General features: G+C 57.2%; 21 protein-coding genes. 11 read left to right on the top strand and 10 right to left on the bottom strand.

Features of this window, described 5'->3' with window-relative positions; all coding sequences use genetic code 11:
* Positions 1-92 precede the first annotated feature (92 nt).
* The 5 genes from ABLN94_RS11315 to ABLN94_RS11335 form a co-directional block, all read right to left on the bottom strand.
* The gene (locus ABLN94_RS11315) at positions 93-716 is read right to left on the bottom strand and encodes an OmpA family protein (RefSeq protein ID WP_352992444.1); all 624 of its coding nucleotides are present in this window, start codon (positions 714-716) and stop codon (positions 93-95) included.
* A 15-nt stretch (positions 717-731) separates the two neighbouring features.
* Positions 732-2,138 carry a type II and III secretion system protein family protein gene (locus ABLN94_RS11320; RefSeq protein ID WP_352992446.1) on the bottom strand — a complete coding sequence of 469 codons (1,407 nt, stop codon included), beginning with the start codon at positions 2,136-2,138 and terminating at the stop codon, positions 732-734.
* A gap of 191 nt (positions 2,139-2,329) precedes the next feature.
* A complete protein-coding gene (gene cpaB / locus ABLN94_RS11325; protein WP_352992448.1) occupies positions 2,330-3,205 on the bottom strand; it encodes a Flp pilus assembly protein CpaB in 876 nt (291 codons plus the stop codon).
* Between the two features lie 157 nt (positions 3,206-3,362).
* Positions 3,363-3,587 (bottom strand): hypothetical protein, encoded by a 225-nt coding sequence (locus tag ABLN94_RS11330; RefSeq protein ID WP_352992450.1) that lies wholly within the window; start codon positions 3,585-3,587, stop codon positions 3,363-3,365.
* Between the two features lie 91 nt (positions 3,588-3,678).
* Positions 3,679-3,879, bottom strand: a complete 201-nt coding sequence (locus ABLN94_RS11335; protein ID WP_352992452.1) for a Flp family type IVb pilin — start codon at positions 3,877-3,879, stop codon at positions 3,679-3,681.
* A 352-nt stretch (positions 3,880-4,231) separates the two neighbouring features.
* On the opposite strand from ABLN94_RS11335, the gene ABLN94_RS11340 reads away from it, so the two are divergent.
* Positions 4,232-5,098: a lytic transglycosylase domain-containing protein gene (locus ABLN94_RS11340; RefSeq protein ID WP_417750517.1), complete on the top strand. Its 867-nt coding sequence runs from the start codon at positions 4,232-4,234 to the stop codon at positions 5,096-5,098.
* A gap of 43 nt (positions 5,099-5,141) precedes the next feature.
* Here the strand turns inward: ABLN94_RS11340 and ABLN94_RS11345 are convergent, their stop codons facing one another.
* The 5 genes from ABLN94_RS11345 to tldD all read right to left on the bottom strand — a co-directional run bounded on the left by ABLN94_RS11345 (position 5,142) and on the right by tldD (position 12,122).
* Entirely contained in the window at positions 5,142-5,768 is a 627-nt protein-coding gene (locus ABLN94_RS11345) for a CoA transferase subunit B (RefSeq protein ID WP_170493293.1), read from the bottom strand.
* Positions 5,768-6,472 carry a CoA transferase subunit A gene (locus ABLN94_RS11350; protein ID WP_170493296.1) on the bottom strand — a complete coding sequence of 235 codons (705 nt, stop codon included), beginning with the start codon at positions 6,470-6,472 and terminating at the stop codon, positions 5,768-5,770. Before ABLN94_RS11350 ends, ABLN94_RS11345 begins: the two co-directional genes overlap by 1 nt.
* Before the next feature lie 91 nt (positions 6,473-6,563).
* Positions 6,564-9,182 carry a type I DNA topoisomerase gene (topA, locus tag ABLN94_RS11355; protein ID WP_352992455.1) on the bottom strand — a complete coding sequence of 873 codons (2,619 nt, stop codon included), beginning with the start codon at positions 9,180-9,182 and terminating at the stop codon, positions 6,564-6,566.
* A 162-nt stretch (positions 9,183-9,344) separates the two neighbouring features.
* A complete protein-coding gene (dprA, locus tag ABLN94_RS11360; protein ID WP_352992457.1) occupies positions 9,345-10,472 on the bottom strand; it encodes a DNA-processing protein DprA in 1,128 nt (375 codons plus the stop codon).
* Positions 10,473-10,700: 228 nt separating this feature from the next.
* Positions 10,701-12,122 carry a metalloprotease TldD gene (gene tldD / locus ABLN94_RS11365; protein ID WP_352992459.1) on the bottom strand — a complete coding sequence of 474 codons (1,422 nt, stop codon included), beginning with the start codon at positions 12,120-12,122 and terminating at the stop codon, positions 10,701-10,703.
* Between the two features lie 176 nt (positions 12,123-12,298).
* Between tldD and coxB the strand changes: the two genes are divergently transcribed.
* The 10 genes from coxB (at position 12,299) to ABLN94_RS11415 (ending at position 20,506) form a co-directional block, all read left to right on the top strand.
* On the top strand, positions 12,299-13,210 hold the full coding sequence (gene coxB / locus ABLN94_RS11370; protein ID WP_352992460.1) for a cytochrome c oxidase subunit II: 912 nt from the start codon (positions 12,299-12,301) through the stop codon (positions 13,208-13,210).
* Positions 13,211-13,286: 76 nt separating this feature from the next.
* A complete protein-coding gene (cyoE, locus tag ABLN94_RS11375) occupies positions 13,287-14,243 on the top strand; it encodes a heme o synthase (RefSeq protein WP_352992462.1) in 957 nt (318 codons plus the stop codon).
* Entirely contained in the window at positions 14,240-14,401 is a 162-nt protein-coding gene (locus ABLN94_RS11380; protein ID WP_352992464.1) for a hypothetical protein, read from the top strand. The genes cyoE and ABLN94_RS11380 overlap by 4 nt, the downstream gene beginning before the upstream one ends.
* Positions 14,401-14,976, top strand: a complete 576-nt coding sequence (locus ABLN94_RS11385; RefSeq protein ID WP_352992466.1) for a cytochrome c oxidase assembly protein — start codon at positions 14,401-14,403, stop codon at positions 14,974-14,976. The genes ABLN94_RS11380 and ABLN94_RS11385 overlap by 1 nt, the downstream gene beginning before the upstream one ends.
* A gap of 22 nt (positions 14,977-14,998) precedes the next feature.
* Positions 14,999-15,814, top strand: a complete 816-nt coding sequence (locus ABLN94_RS11390; protein WP_352992468.1) for a cytochrome c oxidase subunit 3 — start codon at positions 14,999-15,001, stop codon at positions 15,812-15,814.
* Positions 15,815-15,970: 156 nt separating this feature from the next.
* Entirely contained in the window at positions 15,971-16,648 is a 678-nt protein-coding gene (locus ABLN94_RS11395; protein WP_352992470.1) for an SURF1 family protein, read from the top strand.
* Positions 16,645-18,033 (top strand): threonine synthase, encoded by a 1,389-nt coding sequence (thrC, locus tag ABLN94_RS11400; RefSeq protein WP_352992472.1) that lies wholly within the window; start codon positions 16,645-16,647, stop codon positions 18,031-18,033. Before ABLN94_RS11395 ends, thrC begins: the two co-directional genes overlap by 4 nt.
* Positions 18,030-19,292 (top strand): M16 family metallopeptidase, encoded by a 1,263-nt coding sequence (locus tag ABLN94_RS11405; protein ID WP_352992474.1) that lies wholly within the window; start codon positions 18,030-18,032, stop codon positions 19,290-19,292. The genes thrC and ABLN94_RS11405 overlap by 4 nt, the downstream gene beginning before the upstream one ends.
* Positions 19,292-19,876: a GNAT family N-acetyltransferase gene (locus ABLN94_RS11410; protein WP_352992476.1), complete on the top strand. Its 585-nt coding sequence runs from the start codon at positions 19,292-19,294 to the stop codon at positions 19,874-19,876. Before ABLN94_RS11405 ends, ABLN94_RS11410 begins: the two co-directional genes overlap by 1 nt.
* 3 nt (positions 19,877-19,879) lie before the next feature.
* A complete protein-coding gene (locus tag ABLN94_RS11415; RefSeq protein WP_352992478.1) occupies positions 19,880-20,506 on the top strand; it encodes an imm11 family protein in 627 nt (208 codons plus the stop codon).
* The last annotated feature ends 1 nt before the right edge of the window (position 20,507 follow it).

Here is a 20,507-nt window from a genome sequence, read left to right on the forward strand (position 1 = left end):
AAAAATTTGGCTTGGAACTTAGGCAACATTAGGGCGCAAAAGAACCAATTGTTGGGAAACGGGCGACGATGCCGCCCGTTTCCTCGTGACTATTATTCGCCGCCGGAGGAGGTATCTTCACGTGCGATGTAGCTTTCGCGTACCGCGCTCGCAACATACTCGCGATAGATCACCTCAGCGTATTTGCCGTCCAGAAGTTGTGGGGCACGATCCACAAAGCCTGACACTTCGGTCACAGTCCGACGGTTGCGGCGATCCCGGTCCGGAGTGTCGATCAGAGGACGCGACTTGCCAAACGATACCACGGCCTCGAGGCGCGAGCGGGAAATGCCCTGCTGAGTCAGAAACGCAACTGCTGCATTGGCGCGTCGTTGACCCAAGGCCTTATTGTATCCCGCCGACCCCACGGCATCGGTATGACCGTATACGCGGAACCGTGCTTCAGGGAACTGCTTGATCCAATCCGCCTGCCGCAACAATATACGTTGTGCTGTCGCGTCCAACTGGGCGCTATCAAAGGCAAAGTTGATCTGCGTCGGAACTTCGGCTGCAAACCGCTGGCCAAGGATCTGGGCATAGGTCAGTTCGCCGTTCATGACCTGGACGTTGTTCAAGGTCGCATTTCCGAACACACCTTGATCGACTTCATATCCGGCCTCACGCGTGCAAGCGGTGACAGCGACCGAAAGACCCAGTGTGATGATCCACTTTTTCATTGGTCTATCCTCCTATCAATCCAACACGTAGCCGTAAGAGCTGCCAAAGTCCTGCTTAGCAACTTCGGATGCGCCTCCAGATCCCGTACGCACTGTGCGCGCGGTTTTTCCGTTTACGAACAGGTCAAATTCGCTTGGTGGCTTGACCCGGTCGGTCGGCAACGCAAGTGCTTCACCGCGAGTCGGCGCCACGAGATGCACAGTGACGATGATAACCAGTTCGGTTTGCTGGCGTTGGTATTCCGCGCTGCGGAACAAGGCGCCCAGAACTGGTACATCACCGATCCAAGGGATTTGGCTGCTGACATCCGCGAAGTCGTCCTGGATCAGACCAGCAATCGCAAAGCTCTCACCGTCCCGCAGCTCGACCGTCGTTTTGGTCTGACGGACGTTAAAGCTTGGCACGTTGTTGCCTGCAATTGTGAAGTCAGAACTGTTGTCGATACTGGAGACAGACGCGCCCATCTCGAGGTTGATCAACTCACCGTCCACCACACGCGGAGTAAACAGAACCTGCACACCGAAATTCCGGTATTCAATGGCAATGTTGCCGTCATCCGAGGGAACCGGGATTGGAACTTGGCCACCAGCAAGAAACTCTGCTTCTTGACCAGACAGTGCGGAAAGGTTGGGTTCTGCTAGGCTGCGTGCAAGGCCTTTCGCTTCAAGTGCCTCAAGCAGCAGACGGACCTGAGTAGATCCGGCACCAAACCCAAACAGGATAGCACCCGTGTTTGTCTGTTGAAGCGGAATGTTATTGTTAAGAGCATTAGTCAGTGCGCCCTGAGTGTTCAATGTGTTGAAACCACCGGTCACATCGCCACCGCCAAAGCCCAGCGACGCGGTCAGGCTTTTGGCCACCGACCGACTCATCTCTGCAAAGCGTACTTTCAGCATCACCTGCTGGACGCCACCTACCGACATCAGGTTCGAAACCCGCTCGGGCGCGTAACGCTCGGCCAGTTCCAAGGCTCGCGCAAGTTTTGCGCTGCTTGAAACGGTCCCAGAAAGCACGATGCCGTCATTGGCCGTACGCACTTCAATCGGCTCAGCTGGCAGAATCTGCCGCAGGCGCTCTTTGAATTCAGATGTATCCGGTGATACGCGGACCCTGACGTTCGCCAGCAAATTGCCCGCGCCGTCAAACAATGTCAGCGTGGTCAGGCCTGGTGCCTTGCCCAGCACGTAAATTGTGCGGTCCGAAAGCGACGAAATGTCAGCGATACCAGCATTTGCGATGCTGAGTTCCGCAAATGGTTCCTCGCTTTCTACAACAATTGCGCGGTTCATGGGAACGTCCAGCGTTTCCGCTGATCCATTCTTTACCACACGCAGAGTTTCAGCCCAGGCCGTTTGGCCGACCGGACTAACTACAAGCGTCAACCCTAGCAGGGTTGCGCTGATCCAAGAACGTATTGTCATGTGACCTGCCTCTCCGATCACGCCTCGTTTTAGGTTAATTACCCTATGCCTAATAACCCTGCGCGAATTACGATTTTATTGCAATAATCAATGGTTTCTGGAAGTTTCCTTATGTGGGGATTGCGCAACATGCAAAATGAAACAAGCCGCACAATCAGTGCGGCTTGTGTCGGTAAGGTCCTGATTTATTGTCAGTTTGTGCAGGGGATCTCGGTCTTGACGATTTCCCCGCCGCGCCGCGTATTTACGGTGCAGACCTTCTCCTTGACGGCAGCCGGGGCAGGCTCAGGCCTTTTCAGGCCAAGCAGCTTTTCTTGGTCTACTTCCACAGCGCTAGTCACGGTATCGCCCTGCGCGCCGACCAATGCCAGTGACATGCGCCCTGTGTTCTGAGCTTGCGCCAAAGCAGCAACTTGCTCTGGTGTCACGGCGACAGTAACGGTGCGTGCGATTGTTGCGCCGGTCAAGTCAGATCCAGCAGTCTGGTCGACTGCAATAAGTTCGATATTGGTTTGAATGAGGCGTGTGATTTCACCTCCGCCGCCTTCGAAATTACCGCTGACCGATCCTGTCCAATAGACGTCTACAAGGTCGCCTGGACGCAGAAAGCCGGAAACGCCCGACGCAACATCAACTCTGAAAGCAAAAGCGCGCTGACCTTTTTTAAGACGTGAAATCAGGCCAGCCGGCTGCCCGGGATTGGTCACTTTCACCGCCAATATTGCTTCGTCCTTTTCCATAGCTCTCTGGACGAATCGGTCCCCATTGGCGTCTTCAGGGAACAAATCTGACATGCCTACAAACGCGCCATCGGGAATTGCGCCTTCAGGCCAGTTCACAATCCGAACGTCTTCAGCGGTCAGAGGCTCCCCGTATTTCAGGGCTCGGTTGGAAACAATGACTTCGACAGTGGGAATCGTTTTAACATTGGCCAGCGCATCCTTTGTTGCTTGGCGCTCGCGGGCGAGTTGATCCTGGTATTGTGCGATGTAGTCGCGCGCCAAATAGACGGCGCCTCCTGCCAGTCCCAGGCCCACTATCAGGACAAGTCCAAATACTGCACGCATCTGCGTCCCCTTATGCTGTTGTACTGTTTGTTGTTCATTGCCGCACTGACTACGACATCAATTTACCAAGTTGTAAAATCGAATTGTGTCGAAAAGCGGGACAATGCGTGATTTTGTTCTTATCCGTGGCCATCGGATCCGTGTAAAATCAGTTTGCTCAGGACGGGGGATCGCCGTACTCAAATGCGATTTCCATATTTTTAACTTGGGTTGCAACGCCAGAAAGAGTTTGGCCGCTTTGTGCATCAATTCCCTTGACGGGTTCGGCTATGTAAATGGCGACAACGCCGCCCATGAATGCGATTGCAGCAGTTAGGACCACCCAATCAACTGTTACTGCGCCATCTTCGTTCTCTGTGAAAAATCTGATTCTGTTCTTCATATGAGCACCAGATGTCCAGAGGTTTAAAAAAAAGGGCCATGCCGAAACAGACAGGGCCCCACTCTAAAGTTTTTCTGCTTAAACAGCTGACTTAGTCTAGCAGATTGATGCTGGTTGCAACTGATGCGCTGCTCAGTGTCGAGCCAACGGCGTTAGCGATGCTTTCGGTGCCATTGCCAATTTGCGTGTAGGCAACTGCGGCCAGGCCAACGATCGCTGCGGTCAGAACGACCCAGTCAACTGTTACGGCGCCGTCTTCGTCTTTGCGGAAGTTCTTGATGAACTTGATCATGTTACGTCCCTCCTAAAGGATCAAATGGTAAATAAACCTCGGCGTGCTTCAGAGCTTTCTCTCTCAGTCCGCTCCCGACCGTCTCGGTATGGCACTATGATTGCCTGTCAGGCGTGGCAGGAATTGGGCCAAACACAGTTTTTTTCCGTTTGGTTTTAACTTTTTGATAGGTTTTTCGGTAAGGGTTTGAAATTAAGGGAATAAAAAGTAGAGGGGCGGTAGGCCTTTCAGCGGTGCCGATGCAAAATTGCGCCAAATGAGGCGAAATTGCCCCATTTCATCGCGTTTCTCTGGCTTTGGAAAGGCATTTGCGTTTCAAATTGCACAAAAGCAAAAGCATGAGGCAGGCAATATGAAACTCCGGGTCGCAATGACCTGCGCCGGTATAGCGGCGTTGTTGATGTCGGGAACTTTACCTGCCATCGCTAACGAGAATGTGCCCAGGGGCGTATATAAAAGAGTGAAACCCCCTAAACCGGGCTCACGACCAAAAGTGACCGTTCAGATTTCGCCCGAGGAACACGCTGCAGCACCTTTCGCGCCCAGTACAGGGGTCGAAATTGTTATCCCTGAAATTGTCGCCCGCACCAAGGTCGTCCCTCCGAGTGTTCCGGGTACTGGACCGGGAAACAAACCGGTCGGATCCTACAAAGCGTTCTGGGAAAAGATTTCGCCTGCGCTTGCCGAAGGCAGTGCAGGTCGTCTGCACGCTGCCATAAACGCTTTGGCCGCAACCAATGTGGCATCACCGCGGCTGCAGACTCTCCAGAACATTGCCCAAAAGCAGGGGATCGAGATTCTGCGTTCAACCGTGGGAACGAACGTTTCGCCAGCGCTGGTGTTGGCCGTGATCTCAGTTGAATCTGCCGGTCGTGCGGATGCGGTCAGCTCGGCTGGGGCGCAGGGGTTGATGCAGTTGATGCCTGCCACCGCTCGTCGATTTGGTGTTCGGGACAGTTTCGAACCCTCTCAGAATATATCGGGCGGGGTGAAGTACTTGAACTGGCTGATGGAAGAGTTCGGAAATGATCCGATTCTGGTGCTGGCAGGGTATAACGCGGGTGAGGGCGCTGTGCGCAAACACGGAGGCGTACCGCCATATGCTGAAACGAGGGACTATGTTCCCAAGGTCATTGCAGCGTTTCAAATTGCCAAAGCTCTATGCTCAACTCCGCCCGAACTGATTTCGGACGGGTGTGTATTCCAGACCTTGAACTGAAAAAAGGCCCGCCAGAACCGGCGGACCTTTTCAAAAGTGCGGTTCAGTTAACGAGTTTGGCTTCGGTGGCAGCGCGAATCTCGTCCTCGGTTACGCCCTCGGCCAGTTCGATGATTTTCAGGCCACCTTCGACCACGTCCAGAACGCCCAGATTGGTGATGATGCGATCCACCACCTTTTTACCGGTCAGCGGAAGGGTGCATTTCTTCAGCAGCTTGGACTTGCCGTGCTTGTTGGTGTGATCCATCACAACGATCACACGGCCGACACCCGCCACAAGGTCCATCGCGCCGCCCATGCCTTTGACCAGTACGCCTGGGATCATCCAGTTGGCTAGGTCACCCTCTTCATCCACTTCCATCGCGCCCAGAACAGCCGCAGCGATCTTGCCGCCACGGATCATGGCGAATGAGGTCGCGCTGTCAAAATACGAGGTGCGCGACAGTTCGGTAATCGTCTGTTTTCCGGCGTTGATCAGGTCGGGGTCTTCTTCGCCCTCGAAAGGGAAGGGGCCCATGCCCAGCATGCCGTTTTCGGATTGCAGGGTGATGTCCTTATCACCGACATAGTTCGCCACCAGCGTCGGAATACCGATGCCAAGGTTCACGTACATGCCGTCTTCAAGCTCTTGCGCCGCGCGGGCGGCCATCTGATTGCGGTCCCAAGGCATTATGCGTCCTCCTTCTTGCGGGTGGTGCGCTGTTCAATGCGCTTTTCGTGCTCGCCCTGAATGATGCGATGTACGTAGATACCGGGCAAGTGGATCTGATCGGGGTCCAGCGAGCCACGTGGCACGATTTCTTCGACTTCAGCGATGCAGATCTTGCCACAAGTCGCGGCGGGCACGTTAAAGTTGCGGGCGGTCTTGCGGAAGATCAGGTTCCCGGTGTCGTCGGCTTTCCACGCCTTTACGATGGCGAGGTCGGCAAAGATGCCTTCTTCCATGATGTAGGTTTCGCCGTTGAAATCCTTGTGCTCTTTGCCCTCGGCGATCACGGTGCCGACACCAGTCTTGGTATAGAAACCGGGGATTCCCGCACCACCGGCGCGCATGCGCTCGGCCAGGGTGCCTTGCGGGTTGAATTCCAGCTCCAGTTCTCCGGCTAGGTACTGACGCATGAATTCCGCGTTTTCGCCGACATAAGAGCTGATCATTTTTTTGACCTGCTTGGTCTGCAGCAGAATGCCGATGCCGAAATCATCAACGCCTGCGTTGTTCGAAGCAAAGGTCAAGTCCTGCGCACCCGAGTCCTTGATCGCCTCTAGCAATAGTTCCGGGATACCGCACAGGCCAAACCCACCTGCCGCAATCATCATGCCATCCGACAGCACTCCGTCGAGAGCTTCGGTGGCATTGGCATATATTTTCTTCATGGAAAACTCCCCCAATGACATGGTGATGGGCAGGTTGTGCCGTCAGGTCATGGGGAAGTCAACGAATCCAAGGGGGTGGTGGTATTTCTACCTAGGTAGTCGCCTTCTTGGTGGTTTTCTTCGTTGCGGCCTTTTTCTTGGGGGCCGCCTTCTTTTTGGTGCCCTTTTTGGCCGCGCGTTCATTGACCAATTCGATGGCCATTTCCTGCGTCACGTCTTCAGGCTTGATGTCCTTGGGAATGGTCGCGTTGACCTTTTCCCATTTGACATACGGCCCGTAGCGACCGTCCAGAACCTGCATCGCACCGCCATCGGGGTGTTCGCCGAGTTCCTTCAGCGGTTTGGCTGCGGCTCTTCGTCCACGTCCGGGATTGGCGCGCTTTTCGGCCAGCATTTCCACCGCCCGGTTCATACCGATCTCGAACACATCGTTCGGGTCTTTGAGGTTGGCATAGACCGGTTTTGCCTCTTCGGGCAACTGGTGCATCAGGTACGGGCCAAACCGCCCGAAGTTCGAGCTGATCATGCCTCCTTCGGGGTGTTCGCCGATCTGGCGGGGCAGGGACAGCAGGGTTAACGCCCTATCCAGATCCATGTCATCCTTGCTCCACCCGCGGGGCAGAGAGGCTCGTGGGGGTTTTTTATTCTCGGGCGTCGGCTCTCCTCGCTGGACGTAAGGCCCGAACCGCCCGGATTTCAGCCAAATCTCATCACCAGCATCCTCGCCCAGAAGGCGTTCATCGCCTTCCGCGCCTTCACCTGCGATGGGGCGGGTATAGGTGCATTCGGGGTAGTTGCCACAGCCGACGAAACCGCCGGTACGCGAGGTTTTCAGGTGCAACTGACCCGTGCCGCATTTTGGGCAGATACGCGGGTCCGATCCGTCCTCTCGCGGAGGATACAGCTGCGGCGCAAGTGCCTCATCCAGCTTGTCCAGCACTTCCGAGATACGCAGCTCTGACGTCTCGCCAATAGCCGCCGAAAAATCGCGCCAGAATTTGCCAAGAAGGTCTTTATAGTCGCGGTCTCCGGCGCTGACATCATCCAGCTGCTCTTCCAGATTGGCGGTGAACTCATAGCCCACATACTGCCGGAAGAAGTTCAGCAAAAAGATGGTGACGATCCGGCCCTTTTCTTCGGGAATCAGTCGGTTCTTGTCCTTGCGCACATATTCCCTGTCCTGAATCGTGGTCACGATCGAGGCGTAGGTCGACGGGCGTCCGATACCCAGCTCTTCCATCCGCTTGACCAGTGTGGCCTCGGTGTAACGCGGCGGCGGTTGGGTGTGGTGCTGCAAGGCCAGAACAGCCTCGTTGTCGGACAGAATGGCAGCCTTGTCCTCGGCTTTGGTGAACTGATCCTTCAGAGAGGTCTTGGCAAAGCGGGCGGGGTCACCTTGCATGATCTGAGGCAGGCGCTTTTCGTCCTCGTCGGCTACATCATCGCGGCCTTCTTCGTAAACGCGCATGAACCCGTCAAACAGCACCACCTGACCCGTGGCACGCAGACCGACCTGAGCGTCATCGCTGCCGATCTCAACCGTCGTACGCTCCAACCGCGCGGCGGCCATCTGACAGGCAATGGTGCGCTTCCAAATCAGATCATAGAGCTTGCGCTGATCCTCATCCGTGACCTTCAGTCCTTTGGCATCGCGCGACATATCCGTGGGGCGGATACATTCGTGCGCTTCCTGCGCGTTCTTGGCCTTGTTCTTGTACATGCGCGGGCTGTCGGGCACATATTCGGCACCATAGCGGTCTTTGATTGCATCGCGGGTGGCAGCAACAGCTTCGGGCGCCATATCGATACCGTCGGTCCGCATATAGGTAATATACCCGGCCTCGTAGAGCCGCTGTGCCACCTGCATCGCGTGACGCGCACCCATGCCAAACTTGCGGCTGGCTTCCTGCTGCAGGGTCGAGGTCATGAATGGCGCGCTAGGGTTGCGGGCGGCAGGTTTGGCCTCGACCGACGTGACGCTCAGCGCGCGGCTTGAGATTGCCTGTACCGCCAATTCGGCCTGTGTGGCGTTGGCCAGATCGTGCTTGTCCAGCTTTTTCCCGGCCAGAGTAACCAGACGCGCCTCATAGGTTTGGCCACGCGGCGTTTCAAACAGCGCCCGTACCGACCAATACTCGACCGGCTTGAATGCCTCGATCTCCATCTCGCGTTCAACGATCAGCCGCAGGCAGACTGACTGCACGCGTCCAGCGGATTTTGCGCCGGGCAGCTTGCGCCACAAAACGGGTGACAGGTTGAACCCCACCAGATAGTCCAGCGCGCGGCGGGCCAGATAGGCCTCGACCAGAGGCATGTCGACCTCACGCGGGTTTTGCATCGCTTCGGTCACAGCATCTTTAGTGATGGCGTTGAATGTGACGCGGCTAACCGGAGTGTCCTTCTTGATCGAACGTCGTTTGGTCAGCGCTTCTTGTAGGTGCCAGCTGATTGCTTCGCCTTCGCGATCGGGGTCGGTGGCGAGTATCAGAGCGTTGTCTTCTTTCAACGCGTCAGCGATGGCTTTGACATGTTTACGGCTGTCGTTGCCGACTTCCCATTTCATCTCAAATTCATGCTCGGGATCGACCGAACCATCCTTCGGAGGCAGGTCGCGTACATGGCCATAAGACGCCAGAACAGTGTAGTCGGGGCCAAGATATTTGTTGATTGTTTTGGCTTTGGCCGGGGATTCTACAACAACTACAGGCATTTAAGGGAAAACCTCGCTCGACGGATTAGGCGCCTTCTATGATCGTGCAAAATGTGTAGGGCAAGAGCGAATTGTCAATGCGTTCCTTCATTAACTTGAATTTGACGGTGATTTCAGCACGCTAGCTGCAGAAAATAACAGCGAAGGTCGCTCAGCGTCCCGTCAAGCTGTCAAGGACAACAACCCTCCGGGCTGGCGTTGAATGCGGCCATCCAGTTCAAGATCGACCAACGCCGGACCAATCTCGCCCGCAGAAGCGGCGATATCGCGGATCAGTTGATCCTCGGCGATGGGCGACGGTCCAAGCCGGGCCAGTATTTCGCGATGGAGCGTTTCAGCCGATGGGGCAGGCTCTGGCGCCATTTCAGGCTGGGGCGGTTCGAACAGGTCCGTCTGTTGTTGTGGAAGCGCTTCGATTACGTCTTCGGCGGATCGGACCAAAGTGGCACCGTCGCGGATCAGCAGATTGCACCCGGCTGCACGGGCATCGAATGGGTGACCGGGTACGGCCAGAACCTCGCGCCCCTGATCCAGAGCATCGCGCGCCGTTATCAGGCTGCCGGATTTGGCAGCGGCCTCTACCACCACGACCGCCTGGGCTAACCCGGAGATAATTCGATTGCGCCGGGGAAAGTGTCGGGCCTGCGGAGACACGCCCATAGGCTGCTCCGACAGCCGCAGTCCCGATTGGGCGATATCCCCGGCCAGGTCAGTGTTTTCAGCCGGATAGATCACATCTACGCCTCCGGCCATGACTGCCACGGTGCCAGTGTCCAGCGCCGCCATATGCGCTGCGGTGTCAATACCGCGCGCCAGGCCCGAGACCACGACATACCCCTGTTTCCCAAGGTCGGTTGCCAACCCGCGCGCCATCCGAGCGCCCAAAGATGAGCAATTGCGCGCCCCGACCATTGCGATACAGCGCTTTTGCAAGATCGATACATCGCCAATGGCCCACAGCATCGGAGGCGCGTCGGAAAGATCAGTCAAAGCGTCTGGAAAATCAGCGGACCCAAGGCACAAAAGCTGCGCTCTTGCAGCTTTTGCAGCCTTGAGTTCTGCCTCAATCACGCCGGGCGGGCAAATTTCATACCCTTCAATTCCGGCGGCGCGTGCCATTTCAGGCAGCGCGGCCAGCGCATTCTGCGCCGAGCCATGTTCCCGCAGCAGTCGACGAAACGTCGCCGGACCGACCTTGCGCGAGCGCAACAGACGAAGCCAGGAAAACCGATCCTCTTCCGTGGTGGGTGGGAGTGTGGGGTGATAGGAAGATAGCTGCTCTTCGGTCATCCGATGCTCCGCCTGATTGCAGAATTGGTTTACGACCGCAGGAGTTAACAGCTTGTGAATCCGTTCAAATTTTTCGAATAATTTTCTTGATTGGCCGCTGAAGGTCCGACAACCACATAATTTTAAATGTTAAAATAGAATTTCCCTCTCGAGGGAAACCACGAGAGGGCGCTGTCAAAAGGTAAGCAGTGTCGCGCTAGGTTAACCCTAAGTGTGGCTGATTCTGTGTCAGGCGGCCGATCCACCAACTGTCAGGCCATCCATCAGAACAGTCGGCTGGCCGACGCCAACTGGCACCCACTGACCATCCTTGCCACAAGTTCCCATGCCAGGATCAAGCGCCATATCATTGCCCAGCCCCCGGATTCGGTTCAACGCGGATGGCCCATCGCCGATCAACGTCGCCCCTTTGACCGGAGCGCCGATCTTTCCGTTTTCGACGCGGTAGGCCTCGGTGCAGGAGAAGACAAACTTACCGTTGGTGATATCAACCTGACCGCCGCCAAAGCCCACAGCCCAAATACCGTCCTTGATATCCGCTACAAGCGAGGCCGGATCCGCGTCTCCGCCCAGCATCACGGTATTGGTCATCCGCGGCATGGGTTTGTGGGCATAGCTTTGCCGCCGACCGTTTCCGGTGGGTGCAACGCCCATCAAGCGCGCGTTCTGGCGGTCCTGCATATACCCGGTCAGGATACCATCCTCGATCAGCACCGTCCGTGAGCTGGGCGTGCCTTCATCATCCACGGTGATCGAACCGCGACGGTCGGCAATCGTACCGTCATCAACGACTGTGACGCCTTCGGAGGCAATCTGCTGTCCCATCAGACCGGCAAAGGCCGAACTGCCCTTGCGGTTGAAATCGCCTTCCAGCCCGTGTCCGATGGCCTCGTGCAGGAGGATACCGGGCCAACCGGGCCCGAGGGCGACTTCCATCACGCCAGCTGGGGCAGGGATAGCGTCGAGATTGACCAACGCGATCCGAAGCGCCTCGCGCGCTTTGTCCTGCCAGTCAGCGGGGTCGATCAGACCGTCCAGACCTACGCGCCCTCCGCCACCAGCCGAGCCGCTTTCACGGCGTCCGTCCTGCTCCACGATCACCGAGATATTCAGGCGTGTCATCGGGCGCACGTCGCGGACCTGAACGCCGTCAGGGCGCAAGATCTCGACCTCTTGCACGGCGGCCATGAGCGATGCGCTGACTTGTACCACGCGTGAGTCCAGATCGCGGGCAAAGGCGTCGATCTCACGCAACGTTTCAATCTTTACAGGGAAACTGGCGGATTCGATCGGGTCTTCATCCGAGTAGAGGCGGGTGTTTGTTGCTCGAGGGGCCTCGGCCAAGGTGCCGCCACCGTCGCCAACTGCCAGACGAGCCGTCTCGGCGGCGCGTTTCAGCGCCGGGATCGAGACGTCAGTAGAATGCGCGTAACCTGCCACCTCGCCCTGCACAGCGCGCAGGCCAAACCCCTCGGAGGCATCGTAGGAAGCGGTCTTCAAACGCCCGTCATCAAAGACCAGAGCCTCGGATTTTCGGCGCTCGACGAACAGTTCTCCGTCCTCGGCCCCGCCCGTGGCGGACTGCAAAACCGCAAGCGCTTCGTCCTGCGGAAGGGCGCTTTCAAAGGGGCGAAACGGGTCGTTGGGCATGGGTTGGGACCTTTCGAGTTTGATCCAGATCAAAAATAGCGTCTGTTTGACGCAAGCATTTTGCTTTATCTACCCGCAGGAATATGGTTTTTAACGCGGCCAAAGACAACGGGAGAGGTGCGACTGATTCACACCTTTTCGCCAGGGACGCAAAGATCAAACGATCAGGACAGAAAATGAAGAATGCTTTGATGCTTTCGGGGCTGCTAACGGCCCTCTCCAGCCTTCCCGCCATGGCTCAGGAGCTTGAGATTATTGGCAAGCCTGTTGACGGCGGCATGGGTTTCCAGCCCGCGGCAACCAGCCTCGCCGATGGGATCCACCGGCTGGACGGAATGATTCTGGTGATCATCACCGCCATCTGCCTTTTCGTCGCGGCACTCCTGATCTACTGCATCGTGCGTTACAATCAACGCACCAACCCCGAGCCCGCGCGTTTCTCGCACTACACACCTGTAGAGATCGCCTGGACTCTCGGCCCGATCCTCATTCTGGTCTTTATCGGGGCCTTCTCGCTGCCGGTTCTGTTCAAGCAGCAAGAAATTCCCGAAGGCGACGTGGTCATCAAGGTTGTCGGCAACCAGTGGTATTGGACCTACGAATATGTCGATCACGATTTCGCGTTCGACAGCTACCTGTTGGGTCACCCGGCCACTTTGGACGAGGGTGCGCGTCCTGCGGATGCGGACGTGACCCCGTTCGTTCTGGATGACGCGATGCGCGCCAAGCTGGCCGATGCCGGTTACAGCGATGACGAGTGGCTGCTGGCTACCGATACTGCCGTAGTCGTGCCCGTCGGCAAGATTATTGTCATGCAGGTTACCGCGTCGGACGTGATCCATTCGTGGACCATCCCGTCCTTCGGCGTGAAGCAGGACGGTGTTCCGGGTCGTCTGGCCGAACTGTGGTTCCGAGCCGACAAAGAAGGCGTCTATTTTGGCCAGTGCTCGGAACTGTGCGGTAAGGACCACGCCTATATGCCGATCACAGTCAAAGTGGTCAGCGAAGAGGCGTATGAACAATGGCTGCAAGGTGCTCTGGAAGAGTACGCAGGTCAGCCCGCAACCTATCAGGTTGCCTCGAACTGATACAGGCTTTGGTCTGTTCGATACATGATGCAGGCTGCGCGGTGATCGCGCAGCTTTCGCCCCAAAAGGACCCGACATGAGCGACGCAAGCATCAATGCCAGCACCGTTACCACGCAGACCCGCGTGAACGAGGCAAGCTTTGGCGATTATTTCTCTCTGCTAAAGCCGCGTGTGATGTCGCTGGTCGTGTTTACGGCGCTGGTCGGGTTGCTGGCGGCTCCGGTACCCGTTCACCCGTTCGTCGGGTTCTGTGCCATCCTGTTCATCGCCATCGGTGGCGGCGCGTCCGGCGCGCTGAACATGTGGTGGGACGCAGATATCGACAAGGTGATGAAGCGCACCAAGGGCCGCCCGATCCCCTCTGGCAAGGTTGAGGCTGGTGAGGCTATGGCCTTAGGTCTGGCGCTGTCGGGCCTGTCGGTGATCATGCTTGGGCTGGCGACCAACTGGTTCGCCGGAGTCTTCCTCGGCTTCACCATCTTTTTTTACGTCGTCGTCTACACGATGTGGCTGAAGCGCTCGACGCCGCAGAACATTGTGATTGGCGGTGCCGCAGGGGCTTTCCCGCCGGTTATCGGCTGGGTTGCCGCTACGGGCTCGATGACGCTTGAGCCGTGGTTGATGTTTGCCCTGACCTTCATGTGGACCCCGCCGCATTTCTGGGCTTTGGCGCTGTTCATGCGCTCGGATTACGACGATGCGGGCGTACCGATGCTGACCGTAACCCACGGTCGCCGCGCAACCCGTTGGCATATTCTTGTGTACACGGCTCTGCTGGCATTGCTGGCTGTTGGAACCGCGTTCTCGGGTATCGGAGGTCCAATCTATCTGACAGTTGCCGTGGTCATGAACGCCCTGTTCCTGCGTGGCGCATGGCAGATCGCACGTAGGACCGAGGACGACTCGGAAGCGGACAACTACAAGGTCGAGCGCTCTTTCTTCAAGCTTTCGCTGCTCTATCTTTTCCTGCACTTCGGTGCAATTCTGGCCGAAGCATTGCTGAAACCCTATGGATTGGGAGGTTGGTCGTGAGCCTGCGCAAAAGCCATGAACTGCACCAACGCCGGTTCAGCCGCAATCTGGGGGTCGGCCTGACGCTGGCGGCCTTCATCGTGATCATCTTTGGCCTGACCATCGTTAAGGTTTCGGGCACCAGCCTTGGGCTGCCAACGGAAGAGGCGCAGAACTGATGGCGCTGTCCGGTCCGCAGAAAACAGTGGCGCAGACGGTTGGCGTAGTGGTGCTGATGGGCAGCCTGGCCTGGGCTGCGGTGCCGTTCTACGACTGGTTCTGCCGTGTCACCGGGTTCGGCGGCATCACTGGCGTGGCCGAAACCGCGCCCGAGGACATACTGGACCGCACTGTTACCGTGCGCTTTGATGCCTCGAAGGCCAAGGATATGGCTTGGGAATTCAAGCCGGTCGAGCGAGAGATGGAAGTTCGCATCGGTGAAACCGGGCTGGCTTTCTATGAGGCCTATAACCCGACCGACCGCCCGATTGCCGGCCAAGCGTCTTACAACGTCGCGCCGTATTCGGCTGGTGGTTATTTCCAGAAAATCGCCTGTTTCTGCTTTGAAGAGCAGGTGTTGGAACCCGGCGAAAGGATGCAGATGCCGGTAACGTTCTTCGTCGACCCGGAAATGGTCGACGATCTTGAAGCCAAGTATGTTCATACGATCACTCTGTCGTATACATTCTACGAAATTGACCTGCCCGAGGGCTATGCCGCCCTTGAAACGCAGGCAGATACAAACACGAACTAACGCCTGTAGGTGAGGGACGCTGATGGCACACGCTAAAAACCACGATTATCACATTCTGACCCCGTCGATCTGGCCGCTTTTCGGCGCGGTCGGCGGTTTCGTGATGCTGTTCGGAGCTGTCCTGTGGATGCACGGCATCACCTCGTTCATGTTCTGGATGGGCCTTGTGGCCGTTCTGTACACGATGTTTGCCTGGTGGTCCGAGGTGGTGGCTGAGAGCCGCGCAGGTGATCACACGCCGGTTGTTCGTATCGGCCTGCGCTATGGCTTCATCCTGTTTGTGATGTCAGAGGTGATGTTCTTCTTCGCCTGGTTCTGGTCGTTCTTCAAACATCGTATGTACCCGATGTATGACTATGCTGGCACCGAGTACATCCAGCCGGACATCCACGCTGTTGACCCGTTCCACCTGCCACTGATTAACACCTTGGTCCTGCTGCTGTCGGGCTGTGCGATTACCTGGGCGCACCACGCTTTGGTGCACGACAACGACCGCAAGGCGCTGATCAACGGTCTGGCCATCGGTATCGCTCTGGGTATCGCATTTACCTTCCTGCAGGGGTTCGAATACTACGAATTGCTGGCCCATGACGGGTGGGAGTTTGGAGGCGACCAGTTCTATTCGAACTTCTTCATGGCGACGGGTTTCCACGGTGCGCACGTCATCATTGGAACTATTTTCTTAACCGTCTGCCTGATCCGGGCGCTGCGCGGGGACTTTACACCCGAAAAGCATGTCGGGTTTGAGGCCGCGGCTTGGTACTGGCACTTCGTTGACGTCGTCTGGCTGTTCCTGTTCTTCGCAGTCTATATCTGGGGTCAAGCCCCGCTGATGTAACGCCTGTCAGGTGATCCAATTGTAAAAGCCGCCCTTGGGGGCGGCTTTTTCTCTATTCGGGACGCAAGATTGCGTCCCATACAATTGCGTGGTTGCATTTCGGTCCGCGCGCCCCTTAACAAGACGCCGGTTCCTGCAACGAGGTATGGTCCTGACATGCGCCGCTTTCTGTTCCTGCTGATTTTCGGCCTCGCCGGTCTAGGCGTGCTGCTGTCGCTGGGCATGTGGCAGGTGCAGCGGCTGGCATGGAAGCAAGGTGTGTTGGCAGAGATTGAAAACCGTATTTCGGCTGAGCCGGTTGCTTTGCCGCAGCAGGTTTCCGAAGACGCTGACAAATACCTCCCCGTGACGATCTCGGGTGATATGGAGCCGGGGGAAATCCACGTTCTGGTCTCGGTCAAGCAGGTCGGAGCAGGGTATCGGATTATCCAGTCGTTCAGCACGGATGACCGGACAATTCTGGTGGATCGTGGGTTTGTGCCAACAGTTGCCAAGTTGAACGAACGCCTGACCGGACCGATGGAGATCACCGGTAACCTGCACTGGCCGGATGAGATTGACAGCTATACGCCCGAGCCCGATATCGACGATAATATTTGGTTTGCGCGTGATGTGCCTAATCTGGCCGCTGCTTTGGGGGCTGAACCCGTACTTCTGATCGCCCAATCCGAGACCGACCCGAATGTAACACCTTTGCCCGTGGATACGGCGGGCATCCCCAATGATCACCTGCAATATGCAATCACCTGGTTTGGTCTGGCTCTGGTCTGGGCCGCGATGACCGGATACTTCCTGTGGCGCAGCCGTGCCAATTCTGAAAGTGACGCGACATGAAATACATCTCGACCCGTGGGCAAGCACCCGAACTGACATTTGAAGAGGCAATGCTAACAGGGCTAGCCCGCGACGGCGGCCTGTATCTGCCTGCTGAAATCCCGACGATGTCACAGGATGAGATCACCGCTCTGGCGGGTCTGCCTTACGAAGAGATCGCATTCCGCGTGATGTGGCCCTATGTCAGCGGCTCTTTCGCCGAGGATGAGTTCAAAGCGATCATCGCCCGCGCCTATGAGGGCTTTGGTCATGACGCCCGCGCGCCATTGAAGCAGCTGAACGAGAACCATTTCCTGCTGGAGCTGTTTCACGGCCCGACGCTGGCGTTCAAGGACTTCGCGATGCAGCTGATCGGTCAGCTGTTCCAAGTAGCCCTGAAGCGTCGCGGAGACCGCGTGACCATCGTGGGTGCGACCAGTGGCGACACAGGCTCAGCCGCTATTGAGGCGTTCCGGGGGCTGGATGCGGTGGATGTGTTCATCCTGTTCCCTCATGGCCGCGTGTCCGAGGTGCAGCGCCGCCAGATGACAACGCCTGCGGACAGTAACGTTCATGCTCTGGCTGTGGATGGCGATTTCGACGATTGTCAGGCCGCGCTGAAGGACATGTTCAACGATTTCGACTTCCGCGATCGTGTGAAACTGGCGGGCGTGAACTCGATCAACTTTGCCCGTGTGCTGGCGCAGATCGTCTATTACTTCTCGGCTGCTGTCAGCCTTGGCGCACCGCACCGGAAGGTCAGCTTCACAGTGCCGACCGGCAACTTTGGCGACATCTTCGCAGGCTATCTGGCTAAGCGTATGGGACTACCAATTGACCGGCTGGTGGTGGCGACGAACCAGAACGACATTCTGCATCGCTGTCTGTCGGGCGAGGGGTATTTCAAGGGCGATACCATCCCCTCGATCAGCCCGTCGATGGATATTCAAGTCAGCTCGAACTTTGAGCGTGCGTTGTATTATGCCTATGGCGAGGACGGCGGCGCCGTCGCGCAACTGATGGATGAGCTGAAAAACGGCGGCTTTAACGTCAGCCAGGGTGCGATGGAAGCGCTGCGCGAGAGTTTCGACTCGGGTCGCGTGTCCGAGGATGAAACGCTGGCGACAATCAAGCACACGCTGGATCACAGCGCCGAACTGGTCTGCCCCCACACGGCAGTTGGCATCAATGTCGCGGAACAGCAGCGCGCATGGGATGTGCCGATGATCACTTTGGCTACTGCACACCCTGCGAAGTTTCCGGCAGCGGTCGAGAAGGCGAGCGAAGTGCATCCGCCTCTTCCATCCCGAATGTCTGATCTGTATGAACGTCCGGAACGGGTGACCCGGATTGCCAACGATCTAGGTGCCCTCGAGGATCATATCAGAAGGCATATTGCTGAGTGACAGTCAGACAGGACCAACTGAAGAACGGCTTTCGTATCGTCAGTGAACATATGCCGGGGCTGCAATCTGCGGCCATCGGCATCTGGGTGACCGCCGGCGGGCGGCATGAGCGGATCGAGCAGAACGGCATCGCGCATTTCCTTGAGCATATGGCGTTCAAGGGGACCGAGCGGCGTTCTGCGCTGCAAATCGCCGAGGCGATCGAGGATGTGGGCGGATATATCAACGCCTATACCTCGCGCGAGGTCACAGCCTACTACGCCCGTGTTCTGAAAGACGACGTCGCGCTGGCGATGGATGTCATCGGCGACATCGTTCTGAACCCGGTCTTTGACCCGCGTGAGATCGAGGTCGAGCGCGGCGTGATCCTGCAAGAAATCGGCCAGGCCTATGACACGCCTGACGACGTGATTTTCGACTGGTTGCAGGAACAGAGCTATCACGATCAGCCTTTGGGTCGCACCATTCTTGGCCCCACCGAGCGGGTCAGTGCTTTCTCCCGCGAAGACCTCTCGGGCTTCGTGGCCGAGCATTACGGGCCCGAGCAGATGATCCTGTCCGCCGCTGGTGCCGTGGATCACGATAAGCTGATGAAAATGGCCGAAGAAATGTTTGGCCATCTTGAACCGCGTAAGGGCCTGATTGCCGAAACCGCGCGCTTTACCGGCGGTGAGGCGCGGCAAGAGAAAGAGCTGGAGCAGGCGCATTTCGCGCTGGCACTGGAAAGCCCCGGCTATCGTGATGATGCGATCTATACCGCGCAGATTTACTCGACTGCGTTGGGTGGCGGCATGTCCTCGCGTCTATTCCAAGAGGTTCGGGAAACGCGGGGCTTGTGTTACACGATTTTTGCCCAAACCGGCGCCTATGCGGATACCGGGACGACCACGATTTATGCCGGAACTTCGGCCGATCAGGTGGGTGAGTTGGCAACTGTGACCATCGATGAGATGAAGCGCGCTGCCGAGGATATGAGCCCCGAAGAAGTTGCCCGCGCCCGAGCGCAGATGAAGGCGGGGATGCTGATGGGACTGGAAAGCCCGTCGAACCGCGCCGAGCGTCTGGCACGACTTGTACAGATCTGGGGACGTGTGCCCTCGCTTGAGGATACAGTCGCCAAGATCGACGCCGTTAGTACCGAAGAAGTCCGCGCCTTTGCGGAAGAGATGGCCGTGCAGGCTCCGGCGGCGCTGGCGCTGTATGGCCCGATATCGGGCGCACCCACGCTGGCCGAATTGCAGGAGAGGCGTGCAGCGTGATGCTATTGGGCAGACGCAAGCTGAAACTCGAAACCGAGCGCCTGAGCCTGCGCCCGCCCGTGCATTCCGACTTCAACGACTGGGCGGCGCTGCGGCGCGCGTCCAAGGAATACCTCACTCCATGGGAGCCGATCTGGGCCAAGGACCATCTGAGCCGAAAGTCCTTTACCAATCGGGTCTATTGGGCTCAGCGGTCCGTCGCCAGTGGCACCGCGATCCCTTTGTTCCTGTTCCGCCGCACGGATGATGTGCTGCTTGGCGCGATAACCTTGGATAACATCCGCCGTGGACCAGCGCAGGCGGGAACGCTCGGCTATTGGACCGGCGAGGCCTTTGCGCGCAACGGCTATATGCGCGAGGCGATTGGAGCGGTCGTCCACCACGCCTTCACCCGTGTGGACCTGAGCCGTATCGAGGCGGCTTGCCTGCCGGAAAACGCCGCCTCGCGCGGGTTGTTGGAAAACTCTGGTTTCAAATACGAGGGCGTGGCGCAGTCTTATCTGCAGATCAACGGGCGGTGGCGGACACATGTGCTGTATGCCAGTCTGCGGTCGGATCGACGCGGCAAGACGGACGCGGGGTAGGTTGTGGCGCGGGCAAAGAAGCCGATGGTCTGGATCAGTGATGCGATGGTAGGCACGGCAAGCATAAAAGGATTTGAGGCAGACGTTGTCTTACGCGATATGGAACGTGCTGTTGACGCGATGAGGCGAAACAGACTTGGAGAACCGCAGCCAGAGGCTTGCTTCCCCAAGGAAATGTTCGCGAAATACAAAGACAAAAAGGAAAAGAAGCAACCCGACCTCTTCATGGCCGGAGGTTTCTGGACGGTTTCTTTTTATTGCGCCGCTGTTCTGCGTCAGTTCAATCTGGGTAAGGGCAATCTCTACCCCGTCAAATTGTTACAACATGACCGTACCACGCCGGTTGAGGGCGCGTATTTCTGTTTAAATTTTGGAGCACAGAAGACTGCCGTGCTGACAGATCAATCTTCGCGCATAGATAAGCCTTACGAGAAGCATGACATCTGGGAGCCGCCTATGGCTATGCAGGACAAGGATATCGCTGTCTCATCGAACGCTTTGGAGGGACCGGATATCTGGATGGACACGCGGCTGCGTCGCGCGTTTTTTGTGAGTGACTCGCTGGCGCAAGCTTTGCGGGCGGCGAAGGTTTCTCGTCCGTTCAAGCTGCGTAAGTGCATCGTCATCTAAG

This window comes from Ruegeria sp. SCP11 (assembly GCF_040329455.1).
Taxonomy (GTDB): Bacteria; Pseudomonadota; Alphaproteobacteria; order Rhodobacterales; family Rhodobacteraceae; genus Ruegeria; species Ruegeria atlantica_E.

Bases quoted from the DNA above. Each gene is read 5' to 3' on its own strand.
- ABLN94_RS11315 (WP_352992444.1), bottom strand. From the start codon at position 716: ATGAAAAAGTGGATCATCACACTGGGTCTTTCGGTCGCTGTCACCGCT.
- ABLN94_RS11320 (WP_352992446.1), bottom strand. From the start codon at position 2,138: ATGACAATACGTTCTTGGATCAGCGCAACCCTGCTAGGGTTGACGCTT.
- cpaB (WP_352992448.1), bottom strand. From the start codon at position 3,205: ATGCGTGCAGTATTTGGACTTGTCCTGATAGTGGGCCTGGGACTGGCA.
- ABLN94_RS11330 (WP_352992450.1), bottom strand. From the start codon at position 3,587: ATGAAGAACAGAATCAGATTTTTCACAGAGAACGAAGATGGCGCAGTA.
- ABLN94_RS11335 (WP_352992452.1), bottom strand. From the start codon at position 3,879: ATGATCAAGTTCATCAAGAACTTCCGCAAAGACGAAGACGGCGCCGTA.
- ABLN94_RS11340 (WP_417750517.1), top strand. From the start codon at position 4,232: ATGAAACTCCGGGTCGCAATGACCTGCGCCGGTATAGCGGCGTTGTTG.
- ABLN94_RS11345 (WP_170493293.1), bottom strand. From the start codon at position 5,768: ATGCCTTGGGACCGCAATCAGATGGCCGCCCGCGCGGCGCAAGAGCTT.
- ABLN94_RS11350 (WP_170493296.1), bottom strand. From the start codon at position 6,472: ATGAAGAAAATATATGCCAATGCCACCGAAGCTCTCGACGGAGTGCTG.
- topA (WP_352992455.1), bottom strand. From the start codon at position 9,182: ATGCCTGTAGTTGTTGTAGAATCCCCGGCCAAAGCCAAAACAATCAAC.
- dprA (WP_352992457.1), bottom strand. From the start codon at position 10,472: ATGACCGAAGAGCAGCTATCTTCCTATCACCCCACACTCCCACCCACC.
- tldD (WP_352992459.1), bottom strand. From the start codon at position 12,122: ATGCCCAACGACCCGTTTCGCCCCTTTGAAAGCGCCCTTCCGCAGGAC.
- coxB (WP_352992460.1), top strand. From the start codon at position 12,299: ATGAAGAATGCTTTGATGCTTTCGGGGCTGCTAACGGCCCTCTCCAGC.
- cyoE (WP_352992462.1), top strand. From the start codon at position 13,287: ATGAGCGACGCAAGCATCAATGCCAGCACCGTTACCACGCAGACCCGC.
- ABLN94_RS11385 (WP_352992466.1), top strand. From the start codon at position 14,401: ATGGCGCTGTCCGGTCCGCAGAAAACAGTGGCGCAGACGGTTGGCGTA.
- ABLN94_RS11390 (WP_352992468.1), top strand. From the start codon at position 14,999: ATGGCACACGCTAAAAACCACGATTATCACATTCTGACCCCGTCGATC.
- ABLN94_RS11395 (WP_352992470.1), top strand. From the start codon at position 15,971: ATGCGCCGCTTTCTGTTCCTGCTGATTTTCGGCCTCGCCGGTCTAGGC.
- thrC (WP_352992472.1), top strand. From the start codon at position 16,645: ATGAAATACATCTCGACCCGTGGGCAAGCACCCGAACTGACATTTGAA.
- ABLN94_RS11410 (WP_352992476.1), top strand. From the start codon at position 19,292: ATGCTATTGGGCAGACGCAAGCTGAAACTCGAAACCGAGCGCCTGAGC.